Here is a 12,070-nt window from a genome sequence, read left to right on the forward strand (position 1 = left end):
GCAACACCTCATGCAACGTCCACTATGCAGACGCCGCGACGGTGGAAACGCCGGCTGCAGTGTCCACACAAGGAGCCACAGTGCCACAGTCGGGGATAACTCTTTCCAACATCGATCACAGCGTCCGGCCCCAGGACGACCTCTACCAGCACGTCAATGGCGCGTGGCTCAATAGCACTACGATCCCGGACGACCGACCACTGGAAGGTACATTCACCGCTTTGCGGGATGGCGCTGAGTTAGCAGTCAAAGCGATTATCGAAGAAGCTGCCGGCAAGGGAGGGGCCGCGACCGGCGTCGAGCAAAAAGTCGGCGGCCTCTACGCCAGCTTCATGGACGAGGCAGCAGCCGAACAAAAGGGCCTCGACCCCGTGCGCGGACGGCTGGAGGAAGTCAACGCCGTTGGATCGTCAGAAGAGTTGGCCGTCTTGATTGGCCGGTTGTTCCGTTCGGACGTCTCCGGGCTCTTTTCCATCTATCCTGCTCCCGATGCCGGCAACCCGGAACGCATCCTCCTGTATATCGGGCAGGGAGGCCTGGGATTGCCGGACGAGTCCTACTACAGGGAAGAAAAGTTCGCCGGGATTGTCACCGCATATGGCGAATACATTGCCAGGATGTTCATGCTGGCCGGCATCCCGGACGCAGCGGAGGCCTCGCAGCGGATCGTCGCGCTCGAAACAGCCCTTGCATCGCACCACTGGGACAACGTCACTCTCCGAAATCCCCAGAAGACGTACAACCTCAAGACCGCCGAGGAAGCAGTATCGCTGTTCCCCTTGCTGGACACCTGGTTCGAGGCCGCGCGAGTGGAATCGGCCAAGCGACAGGAAATCGTGGTCAGCACCCCGGACTTCTTTGCCGGTGCCGCCGGCCTGCTGGAATCCGAGCCCCTGGACACCTGGAAGGAGTGGCTGACCCTGCGGGTTCTCAGCTCCGCTGCCCCTTACCTGTCGTCGGAGTTCGTGGACACCAACTTCGATTTCTACGGCACCACCCTCAGCGGAACGCCCCGAAACAAGGAACGATGGAAGCGTGGTGTGGCTGTCGTCGAGGCAGCTCTGGGCGAAGCCGTTGGGCAGATCTATGTGGAACGGCACTTCCCGGCCGGCCACAAGGCCAGGATGGAAACCCTCGTCACCAACTTGATCGAGGCGTACCGGGACAGTATCTCCTCCCTGAAGTGGATGGGCGAGGAGACCAAGGCCGAAGCGCTGAGGAAGCTGGAAGCATTCCGTCCCAAGATCGGATTCCCGGAAAAGTGGATCGACTACTCCGCAGTGGACATCGATCCGAAGGATCTTCTGGGCAACGTGGAGCGCGCCCACGACGCCGACGTCGACCGGCATCTGGACGAAATCGGCAAACCGGTTGATCTCGACAAGTGGCTCATGACACCGCAAACGGTGAACGCCTACTACCATCCAATGCTTAATGAGATCGTGTTTCCAGCAGCCATATTGCAACCTCCCTTTTTCAACGCCGAAGCCGACGACGCAGTGAACTACGGTGGAATCGGCGCCGTGATCGGCCACGAAATTGGCCACGGATTCGACGATCAGGGATCGCAGTTCGACGGCAGCGGCGCCCTGCGGAACTGGTGGACGGAAGAAGACCGAACCGCCTTCGAAGCATTAACGGCCAAGTTGGTGGCGCAGTACGACGCGCTCTCTCCCTACGCGGCACCTGACCACAAGGTCAACGGAAAACTAACCCTGGGTGAGAACATTGGCGACCTCGGCGGCCTGACGATTGCCTACAAGGCCTATCTCCTGAGTCTGAACGGGGCCGAGCCTGAGGTCATCGACGGCTTCACGGGACAGCAACGCTTCTTCATGTCATGGGCGGCTGGTTGGCGGCAAGTCATCCGCACGGAAGAAGCAATCCGACGTCTTGCCACGGACCCCCACTCCCCCAACGAATTCCGTACCAACGCCATTGCCCGCAACCTCGACGCGTTCCACGAGGCATTCGATGTCACTGAGACCGATGGCATGTGGATGGAATCCGAGGATCGCGTCAGCATCTGGTAGGACTGGCAAGACAAAGAGGCCGGGCCACATGGCCCGGCCTCTTCTTTACACGTGAAAGACTCGATCGGCTACTGATCGATGTACAGCGGATTTACCTGTTGGCACACGGCGTCGCTGGCTGTCTGGTTGACGACGTCCGACGGTACGGATGCTGCCCCGTAGGCAGTTCCCGTCCCGAAGTCCGTGCCAACGTAGAGCTGCACGCCCGCGACCCCCGGCGCCTCTTGGACTTGGGCGGCCGGGATTCCGTAGAGGGTGGCAACGTCAGCGGCCACATCCGCGAAGCCCGTTCCGTAATAGACCACGGTCTGGTCCACGGGATTGGCCAGGTAGGACACAGCCTGGGTGAAGCCGTTGCCCGTCAGCACAGCCATGATCTCCTGCGCCCGAGTGGCAACACCGCTGCCATTGGCAACTGCAACGGGTTGGATGGCCTTGTTGTAGGCCGGCGCGACAGGAGTGGTTGCCGTAGGCTGTGGCGCAGGACTTTCTGTGGCAGCCGGCGAGGACGTCGCGCCAGGATTAGTCAGGTCAAGGTCTGCACGCAGCGCTGCGAAAAGTTGGGACGCCTGGGGCTCTATGAGCTCCAACCTGTTCGGATCGACAGCCGCCGCCTGCGTGGGAACAGCCACGAAAGCAACCTTCGAAACGTCGATGTCCTTCAGACGCCCACCAATGGTCAACAACGACGGGACGGATGCCAGGCCCTCATCAACCGTGAGGTTCTGTGTGACGACATCTGCGATCTGCAGGAGCCTCTGCGGGTTACCCAACGTGCCCTCGTCCTTGAGCTTTCTTGTCAGGGACGAAAGGAATGCCTGTTGACCCTTGATGCGGCCAAGGTCGCCACCATCGCCGAAAGCGTGCCTCGTTCGCAGGAACGCAAGGGCCTGCTCACCTTCCACCATGGAGTCGCCCTTGGGCAGACGGAGTCGGGAATCGGGGTCAAAGACGGGATCGCTGACGCATACATTGACGCCACCTATCGCTTTGGAGAGCTCCTTGACCGCATTGAAGTCCGCCATCATGAAGTGGTCAATCTCCAGGCCCGTCAGCTTATTGACCGTGTCGACAGCACATCCTATGCCTGCTTCCGCCATGGCCTCGTTGATCATCACGCCGCTCCGGGCAGGGAACGTCTGATTGTTGGTGCGGTCGGTGCACTGTGGCACGTCGACCAACAGGTCGCGCGGGAAGCTCATCACGCTGACGCGCTTGTTGTCAGCGGAGATATCCAGCAGCATCATGACATCCGAGTGACCGTAGCCAGTGGAGTCTTCGGTGCTGCCGTAGTCGGCATTTTTTCCGTCGCGCGTATCAGAGCCAAGGATGAGGATCTGGAGGCGATCAGATTTGTCATTGGCCAAAGCCTCACCGGAATCCCGGGTTTCGCCGGCACTCAGTGGAGCCTTGGTGATGTTGTTCTGCAGCCGAATGAACCAAAAGGCCGCAAAGGCCACACCGGCAACCAAGGTTAGCGACAGCACGCCGGTAACAATCTTCAGCCATAGCGGAAGCCCCTTGGGCGCCTTCATGTGGCGAGGAGTGCCGTCGGCAGCCTCCCCATGGCGTGCCGCAACGGAGCCTGCGGTGCCGGTGCCCTCCGGGCGGGCGTCACGACGTCGCACTATTCGGTTTACCTTTCCTCAAACAGCTGGATCCCCGCAATCATAGTTCCCGATTCTGAGAAGTTCCTTATCGAGCCGAAGCCACGCCGGATCCAGTGACTCCGGCTAGAACCCCAGCTTGACCAATTGCTTGGGATCCCGCTGCCAGTCCTTGGCCACCTTGACGTGCAGGTCAAGGTAAATCCGGGTGCCGAGCAGTGTTTCAATGCCCTTGCGTGCATTGGTGCCAACTTCACGTAACCGGCTTCCGCCCTTACCGATAATGATCGCCTTCTGCGAAGGACGCTCAACATACAGATTGACGCGAACGTCCAAGAGTGGGTTGTCCTCGGTGCGCCCTTCACGGGGGACGATTTCTTCCACCACCACTGCCAATGAGTGGGGAAGTTCATCGCGGACGCCTTCAAGGGCAGCTTCGCGGATGAGCTCGGCAATCATGACGGCCTCGGGCTCGTCAGTAAGCTCCCCGTCCGGGTAAAGCGGCGGAGATGACGGCATGTGGCTGATCAGAACATCCGCAACTGTGGACACCTGGAATCCATCGGCAGCAGAGACTGGAACGATGTCCGCCCAGCCCTGTTCACCGAGGACTTCGCGACCCAGCGCGGCGACGGCAAGCAGCTGCTCCGTCAGCGCCTGGCGGTCCACGAGGTCGGTTTTGGTCACCAGCGCGACGATCGGCTTGCGCCCTACTGCGGCCAGTTGGGCAGCAATATACTTGTCCCCAGGGCCGATTTTCTCGTTGGCCGGCAGGCAGAAGCCGATGGCATCGACTTCAGCCAATGTGTCGGCAACGAGTTCGTTGAGACGCTTTCCAAGCAAAGTTCGCGGCCTGTGCAGGCCAGGTGTGTCCACCAGGATCAACTGCGCATCATCCCGGTGCACAATACCGCGGATCGTGTGACGCGTGGTTTGCGGTTTGGCCGAAGTGATGGCCACTTTTTGGCCCACCAGGGCGTTGGTCAGTGTCGACTTGCCGGCATTCGGACGGCCGACCAACACGGAGAACCCTGCGTGGAAGCCGCCGAAGTCGTCATCGGCATTGAAATTCTTATTTTGCTTGCTCACGTGGAACTCCCTGTTGCGTTGAGTCGGCGTCTTCGAGTAGGTCCTCAAAGTCAGTGTCTTCCTTTGGCATGGCTGCCGCAATGATGTGGCTGACCCGGTTTCGACGACCCTCCAGCCTATCCGCCCTCAGCGATACTCCGTTCACTTCAACCGAGCTGCCCACAATCGGAACCTGACCCAGCGCCTTCGCGAGGAGGCCACCGACGGTGTCCACCTCGTCGTCGTCGAGGTCTACATCAAACAACTCGCCGAGGTCGTCAATGCTCATGCGCGCGCTGACGCGATAGGTACCATCGCCCAGGTCGACGGCCTCTTCAGCTGCGGCATCGTACTCATCCACGATCTCCCCCACAATTTCCTCGATGAGGTCCTCAAGGGTTACCAGCCCGGCCGTTCCTCCGTACTCGTCGATGACGATGGCCACGTGCGTTGACTCCTGCTGAAGTTCCCTCAGGAGGTCGCTCACGGGTTTGGATTCGGGGACATATCGGACGTCCCGGGCAAGCGAGTCAACGTCATGGGCCTGTAGTCCGGTCTCGCTGCGATGCATTGCTGCAGCCACATCCTTGAGGTAGAGAATGCCGCGGATCTGATCCGTGTTCTCGCCGATCACCGGGATTCGGGAGTAGCCGGACCGCAGGAAAAGACCCATTGCCGTTTCAAGATCCGAGCCTGTAGCGATGCTGACAATGTCTGTCCTGGGGACCATAACGGAACGGACCAAAGTGTCACCGAAGTCGAAGACCGAATGAATGAGTTCAGCCTCGTTGTCTTCGATCATGTCCGACTCCGCGGCGCGATCCACGAACTCCCGGAACTCTTCTTCGCTGACGAAAGCATCATCCCCGCCTGGGGCGCCGGGTGCGACCGCCTGTCCCAAGGCCACCAGCCAGCCCGGAATGGGTCCCAGGACCCAGCAGAGGAACCTGATGAGGGGCGCCGTGAAGCGAACCACAGGCCCCGAATGCGCCCTGCCCAATTGCCTCGGCGAAACACCAACCAGCACAAAACCGATTACTGCCATGATGCCGGTGGCCGCGAGCCCCGCAAGCCATACGTTGTCCAGCAAACTATGCAGGACCACAGCGACGGCAACTGCTGCCGCCATTTCAAACCACACGCGCCAGAAACGCAGGGCACGCATATGTGCAATGGGGTCCTTGAGAATGCCTCCCAAGGCCTTGCCCTTGCTCCGGACTATGGACTGTTCGGCCTCATGCCGGGGCAGGAAGTTGAACGCAGCCTCGGCGGCGGTCAGTAGTGCAACGAAACTGAGGAAAACCAGCGCCATGCCGACCAGGATGATCGAGGTCACTGCATGGTCTCCATGGGGGCATCCTTGCCCAGGAATTCAGACAGCAGTTCCCGCTGCAAGCCGAACATCTCTTCTTTTTCCTCCGGCTCTGCATGGTCAAAACCAAGCAGGTGAAGGATGCCATGAGTCGTCAGGAGCAGCATTTCATCCTGCGTGGCGTGCCCGGCATTGCGGGCCTGTACCTCCGCCACCTGGGGGCAGATGGCAATGTCGCCCAGCATTCCTTGAGGCGTGGGCTTGTCCGGAGTGCCCGGAGTCAGCTCGTCCATGGGTACGGACAGAACGTCTGTTGCCCCGGGCTCGTCCATCAGTTCAATGTGCAGTTTTTCCATGGCCGGTTCATCCACAAGGAGAATGGACAGCTCGGCTTGGGGGTGAATATACAAACGCTCAAAGATGAAGCGCGACAACGTCACCAGCTGCGCTTCATCCACCGCTACACCGGACTCGTTGTTAACTTCAATGCTCATTTACGTTCTCCACGTTTGTGATTTGTGCCTGCGGCGTCAGTGCGGTGCGCGTCATCCCAGGTGCTGTACGCGGAGACGATATCGGCCACCAAGCGATGGCGGACGACGTCAGCGGCATCGAGGATGGAGAAATTGACGTCATCAATTCCCGAGAGGATTTCGCGGACAATCCGCAATCCGGACGTGGCGCCAAAGGGCAGGTCGATCTGGGTGACATCGCCGGTGACCACCATTTTTGAACCGAAACCGAGCCGGGTGAGGAACATCTTCATCTGTTCCGGCGTGGTGTTTTGAGCTTCGTCGAGGATGATGAAGGCGTCGTTCAGCGTGCGTCCGCGCATGTAGGCCAATGGTGCGACCTCAATGGTCCCTGCGGCCATCAGCCTCGGGATCGATTCCGGATCCATCATGTCGTGCAAGGCATCGTAGAGCGGCCGAAGATAGGGATCGATCTTGTCGCTCAACGTTCCGGGGAGGAAGCCCAGCCGTTCACCCGCTTCCACGGCCGGACGCGTCAGAATGATCCGGCTGACCTCCTTCAGCTGGAGTGCCTGCACGGCCTTGGCCATGGCAAGGTAAGTCTTTCCCGTACCTGCAGGGCCGATTCCAAAGATCACCGTGTTGTCATCAATGGCATCCACATAGTTCTTCTGGTTCAGCGTCTTGGGCCGGATGGTTCTGCCCCTGCTGGACAGAATGTTGTGTGTCAGGACATCTGCGGGGCTCTGCACCGACTGGCTCTTCAACAGCGAGACGAGCTGCTGAAGGACGTCAGGTGTAACCACGGTTCCCTTGGCCACGAGCCCGCGCACTTCCTCCAGGAGACGCATGATGCGTGAGATGACGGCTGAAGGGCCTGTCATGGAGAGCTCATTGCCCCGGACATGGAAATTGACGTCCTGGAACTGTTCCTCAATGAACCGCAGGGCTTCGTCATGGCTGCCCAGCGAGTGAACCATCTGCTCGGAGTTATCGAACGTGACAACTTCCGTGCGCGTGCCCGGTAACGAATGCGGGAACTCAGTGGGTGGCTGGTTGCCGTTTCCGGTCCTGAGCCGCCCGTTCAAAGATTCACTCATAGTGCTGGCCTAAGGGCCTGATCTCCTCCGGTTGGTCGTATTTACCCCATCGATTCGACATTCGGGCCGCCTACGAGCGCCAGCCTTGATGCCGGAATGTCTTCAATCCTACGCCAGCGCGGCCCGCCATGAACCCCCAATCGCGTGCCCCCTCAAGGCCTTCGGCGGAATGCCGACATATTGTCTCAACTCTGCATCAAGCGGGTATCAATCATGTTTCAGTTGGCTGCAGTCCGCACTATCCCGGCCGACCGCCGTCGACGATGTGCCAAGCTGGCATAGCGGGTGGAATCAGCACCCCGCAGCCCGGCCCCTGCGGCAGCGGCTGCCGACCATCCAAGGCAGGACAGGAAAACCCCATCACGGAGCCAGCAAGCAACGGAAACGGCGCACGCAAGCGGACCAAGTCCGCCATTGCCGCGCCGGCGATGCTTGCCGTCCTGCTGCTGACAGGCTGCATCGCCAATGGCAACGGCAGCCAAGCGACCCCCAGCTCGCCATCGCTGACGGTCCAGGAGGCGCCGGCGAGCAATGCGCCGTTGGAGACGACACAGGCGTCCACCAAGATTCCGGTTTATTGGATCGGACGCAGCAAGGAAGAGGTCTACCTCTACCGCGAGTTCAGGGACATTTCCGGCGACGGAAACCCGGTGACCACGGCATTGCGGATCATGATGGCTCAAAAGCCCTTGGACCATGACTTCTTTACCCCCTGGCAGGAACCGAGCAGCCTCGCGAGTTCCATCTCGGGAAAGAACGTCATCACGGTCGATATTTCCCGCGACGCCTTCAACTCGAACCTCGACGCCGGCATGGCCCAACGTGCGGTCCAACAGCTCGTGTACACGGCCACCGCGGCCGCCTCATCCTCGGGACTCATCAACTCCGGCCAGCAGATCCAGGTGGTCATCCTGGTTGACGGGCATAAGGACTACATGGCGTTCGGACAGGTGCAGCTGGGTGAGCCCCTGGCGCGCGATGCGTCGCTGGTGGCTCCACTCTGGATCATAGATCCCCAGGAAGACACCTCCATGCCCACGGGCTTGGTCAAGTTCAACGGCCGCAGCACCGACAGTTCACGGCCAATCGATTGGCAAATCCTCCAGGACAACGGCAAGGGTGAGAAGACCAGCCTTCTCACGGGCCAGACCAAGGCAACGGGCGAACCCGGACAGTATGGCCTCTTTGCCTTCGGCGCCACTTTGAAGGCCGGCAAGTACGAACTTCGGGTCTCGCAGGTTGATGATGCCGGCAACACCATCGAAACGAGTACGGACACCCGCTTGTTCAGCGTCGGCTAGGCGCCGAGGGCCTGGTGGGCGCCGCGGCGCAGGTCACCAACGCCCCAGAACATCGCTGGCAAGCACGACGGCGGCGGGTCCTGCCGTCGACGACCGCAGGACATGGTTGCCCAACAGTGCCGTGACGGCACCGGCGTCGCTGAGCCGTGTCACCTCTCGTGGTGAGATTCCGCCTTCCGGTCCAACGATCAGGAGTACCTCGCGTGAAGACCCGACACTGGCTCCACGCAACGCTTCCGACGCCGTCAGGACAGTTCTCAATGGATTCTTGGCATCCTCATGCAGGATGACGGCCAAGTCAGCAGCGGCGACGGCTTTTGCCAGGGCGCCGGTGTCCAGCATGGGCCTCACCTCAGGAATCCATGCCCTGCGCGCCTGCTTGGCTGCGGCAGTGACCACGGACTGCCACTTGGCATGCGCCTTGGCGGCTCGATCACCTTTCCACCGCACAATCGCGCGTTCCGACTGCCACGGAACAACGGCATCAATTCCCAGTTCCGTGGCTGTCTCGATGGCGAGTTCGTCGCGATCGCCCTTGGCCAGGGCTTGGACCAGAACCAGGCGGACTTCAGGTTGCTCCTCGAACACCACGTCCGATGCCGTCACCGTCAAGGTGCTGGACCCTGCCTCGGCGACAGTGCCGGTTAGCCGGGCCCCGGCACCATCGGCAATATCCACCGGCTCCCCCACGGCCAGGCGCCTGACCGTCACGGCATGGCGGGCTTCAGGGCCGTCCAAGACGAACGTGGAACCCGGGTCCACGTGGGCGAGGCTCCCGGCCGCGGTGAAGAAAACGGGATTGCTCACCGCTACAGGTTACCGAGCTTGTCCCGCAGCTTGGCGAACATGCCGCCGCTCGCAACAAGCTTCCCTTCCGTGAACTGCTCCCCGCGAAGCTTGGCAAGCTGCTGCAAAAGCTCTTCCTGGGCGGGGTCCAACTTAGTGGGCGTTTCCACGTGCAGGTGCACCTTGAGGTCGCCTCGACCGTAGCCGCGGAGGTGGGTGACACCCAACCCCTTGAGCGTGATGATCTCGCCGGACTGGGTGCCGGCCTTCACATCGATGTCCTGGGCGCCATCGAAGGTTTCCAGCTGGAGTTCCGTTCCCAGGGCGGCGGCCGTCATAGGCACACTGAGGGTGGCGTGGAGGTCGTCGCCCTCACGCATGTACATGGAGTCGTTGTTGACGCGGATCTCCACGTAGAGGTCGCCGGCAGGTCCACCGGCCGGCCCTGCTTCGCCTTGTCCGGACAACTGGATACGCGTGCCCGTTGCGACGCCGGCCGGAACCTTGATGGTGAGGGAACGGCGGCTGCGGATGCGGCCCTGTCCGCTGCACTCGTTGCAGGGATCCTTGATGACGGTGCCGAAGCCTTCACACGAACCACAGGGAGCGGTGGTCATGACCTGGCCGAGGATGGACCGAACGGCACGCTGGACCTGACCGCTGCCACCGCAAATGTCGCAGCGTTCCGGATGGGTACCTGGCCGGCAGCAGCTTCCGTCACACGTGGGGCAGATAACCGCGGTGTCCACTTCAAGCTTCTTGTTGACGCCGAATACAGCATCCTTGAGATCGATGCGGACGCTGATGAGTGCATCCTGGCCGCGACGAACACGCGAGGCCGGCCCGCCATGGCCGCCGCCCCCGCCAAAGAAGGTGTCGAAGATGTCCTGGAACGCGAAGCCCTGGCCGGAGTATCCGCCACCGAACCCGTTGTCGGTGCCGTTCTCATTGCCGGTGGCATCGTAGACGCGGCGCTTTTGGGGGTCCGACAAAACCTCGTAAGCATGGGTCACGGCCTTGAATTGCTCCGCGACATCTTCGCCCGGGTTTACGTCCGGGTGGAGTTTCCGCGCCAACTTGCGGTACGCCTTTTTGATCTCTTCCCCGGTGGCTTCCGGCGAGACTCCCAAAACGTCATAGTGGCTGCTCAAAGTCGGTATCTCTTCCTTGTTGTACTGCGGATGTTTCCTCGGGTCGGCGGTCAGCCGCCGAGAATGCGTGAAAGGTAACGGGCCACGGCACGAACTGCGGCCATGGTGGTGGGATAATCCATTCGCGTGGGGCCCAGGATGCCCACCTTGGCACCTGAGCCATAACCGGTGGCCACAACGGAGGCCTCTGCCAAACCGTCGTAGGGGTTCTCGCGGCCAATGCTCACGGTCACACCGCGGGGATCATCCCCCATATCGGACAACAACCGGAGCATGACAACTTGTTCCTCGAGGGCTTCCAGAACCGGCCCGATGCTCAACGGGAAATCCACGTTTGAGCGGGCGAGGTTCGCGGTGCCTGCCATCAGGATGCGTTCCTCGCGGCTGGTGTCACTCAGCGCCTGAAGCCCCTGCGCCAACGTTTGCGCCAGGCTGCGAAGCTCGGGTGGGCACAGTGCAACCACAGAGGGCAGCACCTGCGGCAACAGGGCCAGTTGCGTGCCGGCGATGCTGCCGAGGAAACGCGAGCGAAGAAGCATCAAGGCCTCGTTGCCCACATCCGAGCCCGCGTCGATGACCTTTTGGCCGACGCTCCCGGTGTCCGCAATGAGGACAACAAGTACTTGCTTGGGGGCAAGGAGGACGAACTCCACGTGGCGTACCAGCGCTCGGTTGGAGTGCGGATACTGCACGACGGCGACCTGGTTGGTCAGTTGCGACAGGAGCCTTACCGTGCGCTCCAGAATGTCGTCGATGTCATCAGGGCCCTCAAGAAGCGAGTGGATGGCCCGACGCTCGGCGGCAGAGAGCGGCTTCACTTGCGAGATCCGGTCGACGAACAGCCGGTAGCCCTTGTCCGTGGGAATGCGTCCCGCACTGGTGTGCGGGGCCGCAATCAAGCCTTCTTCTTCCAGGACTGCCATATCGTTGCGGATGGTGGCGCTGGAAACGCCCAGATGGTGCCGTTCGACGAGGGCCTTGGATCCAACAGGCTCCCGGGAATGCACGTAGTCTTCAACGATGGCACGCAACACTTCCAATTTGCGTGGCTCACTCATTGCTCCACCTCCTGACGACTGCCGTGGTCCCTGCGACCGGTCACGCGGGATCTCGAATCGGACCACCGCTGTTAGCACTCAACATGCCCAAGTGCTAACAAGTCTAGTATGAGCTACCCCGTTGCTAGCATTGAAACCGCCCACGGCACATATGAGCGCATGGGCCCGGTAGCGACTGCGG

The 12,070-nt window shown here is 61.0% G+C and carries 10 protein-coding genes; 2 read left to right on the top strand and 8 right to left on the bottom strand.

Annotated elements, in window-relative coordinates:
• Nucleotides 1-80 precede the first annotated feature (80 nt).
• Nucleotides 81-2,033, top strand: a complete 1,953-nt coding sequence (locus FQP90_RS03525; RefSeq protein WP_144648345.1) for a M13 family metallopeptidase — start codon at nt 81-83, stop codon at nt 2,031-2,033.
• Nucleotides 2,034-2,101: 68 nt separating this feature from the next.
• Here the strand turns inward: FQP90_RS03525 and FQP90_RS03530 are convergent, their stop codons facing one another.
• The 5 genes from FQP90_RS03530 to FQP90_RS03550 all read right to left on the bottom strand — a co-directional run bounded on the left by FQP90_RS03530 (nt 2,102) and on the right by FQP90_RS03550 (nt 7,593).
• Nucleotides 2,102-3,661, bottom strand: coding sequence for an LCP family protein (locus tag FQP90_RS03530; protein WP_144648346.1), 1,560 nt, complete (start codon nt 3,659-3,661; stop codon nt 2,102-2,104).
• A gap of 105 nt (nt 3,662-3,766) precedes the next feature.
• Nucleotides 3,767-4,729, bottom strand: a complete 963-nt coding sequence (gene era / locus FQP90_RS03535) for a GTPase Era (RefSeq protein WP_144648347.1) — start codon at nt 4,727-4,729, stop codon at nt 3,767-3,769.
• Nucleotides 4,713-6,044 (bottom strand): hemolysin family protein, encoded by a 1,332-nt coding sequence (locus FQP90_RS03540; RefSeq protein WP_144648348.1) that lies wholly within the window; start codon nt 6,042-6,044, stop codon nt 4,713-4,715. The genes era and FQP90_RS03540 overlap by 17 nt, the downstream gene beginning before the upstream one ends.
• Nucleotides 6,041-6,514 (bottom strand): rRNA maturation RNase YbeY, encoded by a 474-nt coding sequence (ybeY, locus tag FQP90_RS03545; protein ID WP_017197588.1) that lies wholly within the window; start codon nt 6,512-6,514, stop codon nt 6,041-6,043. The genes FQP90_RS03540 and ybeY overlap by 4 nt, the downstream gene beginning before the upstream one ends.
• The gene (locus FQP90_RS03550) at nt 6,511-7,593 is read right to left on the bottom strand and encodes a PhoH family protein (RefSeq protein ID WP_144648349.1); all 1,083 of its coding nucleotides are present in this window, start codon (nt 7,591-7,593) and stop codon (nt 6,511-6,513) included. Before FQP90_RS03550 ends, ybeY begins: the two co-directional genes overlap by 4 nt.
• Before the next feature lie 263 nt (nt 7,594-7,856).
• Here FQP90_RS03550 and FQP90_RS03555 point away from each other — a divergent pair, with 263 nt between their 5' ends.
• The gene (locus FQP90_RS03555) at nt 7,857-8,894 is read left to right on the top strand and encodes a GerMN domain-containing protein (RefSeq protein WP_306439362.1); all 1,038 of its coding nucleotides are present in this window, start codon (nt 7,857-7,859) and stop codon (nt 8,892-8,894) included.
• A gap of 33 nt (nt 8,895-8,927) precedes the next feature.
• Here FQP90_RS03555 and FQP90_RS03560 read toward each other — a convergent pair whose 3' ends face one another.
• Genes FQP90_RS03560 through hrcA form a run of 3 tightly spaced genes read right to left on the bottom strand, consistent with a single transcriptional unit; the run spans nt 8,928 to nt 11,889 of the window.
• A complete protein-coding gene (locus FQP90_RS03560) occupies nt 8,928-9,701 on the bottom strand; it encodes a 16S rRNA (uracil(1498)-N(3))-methyltransferase (protein WP_144648350.1) in 774 nt (257 codons plus the stop codon).
• Between the two features lie 2 nt (nt 9,702-9,703).
• Entirely contained in the window at nt 9,704-10,831 is a 1,128-nt protein-coding gene (dnaJ, locus tag FQP90_RS03565; protein WP_144648351.1) for a molecular chaperone DnaJ, read from the bottom strand.
• A gap of 50 nt (nt 10,832-10,881) precedes the next feature.
• The gene (gene hrcA, locus FQP90_RS03570) at nt 10,882-11,889 is read right to left on the bottom strand and encodes a heat-inducible transcriptional repressor HrcA (protein ID WP_144648352.1); all 1,008 of its coding nucleotides are present in this window, start codon (nt 11,887-11,889) and stop codon (nt 10,882-10,884) included.
• Nucleotides 11,890-12,070 lie beyond the last annotated feature (181 nt).

The sequence above is a fragment of the Paenarthrobacter nitroguajacolicus genome, from assembly GCF_007786235.1.
Lineage (GTDB): Bacteria > Actinomycetota > Actinomycetes > Actinomycetales > Micrococcaceae > Arthrobacter > Arthrobacter nitroguajacolicus_A.

Bases quoted from the DNA above. Each gene is read 5' to 3' on its own strand.
- ybeY (WP_017197588.1), bottom strand. From the start codon at position 6,514: ATGAGCATTGAAGTTAACAACGAGTCCGGTGTAGCGGTGGATGAAGCG.
- FQP90_RS03550 (WP_144648349.1), bottom strand. From the start codon at position 7,593: ATGAGTGAATCTTTGAACGGGCGGCTCAGGACCGGAAACGGCAACCAG.
- FQP90_RS03555 (WP_306439362.1), top strand. From the start codon at position 7,857: ATGTGCCAAGCTGGCATAGCGGGTGGAATCAGCACCCCGCAGCCCGGC.
- hrcA (WP_144648352.1), bottom strand. From the start codon at position 11,889: ATGAGTGAGCCACGCAAATTGGAAGTGTTGCGTGCCATCGTTGAAGAC.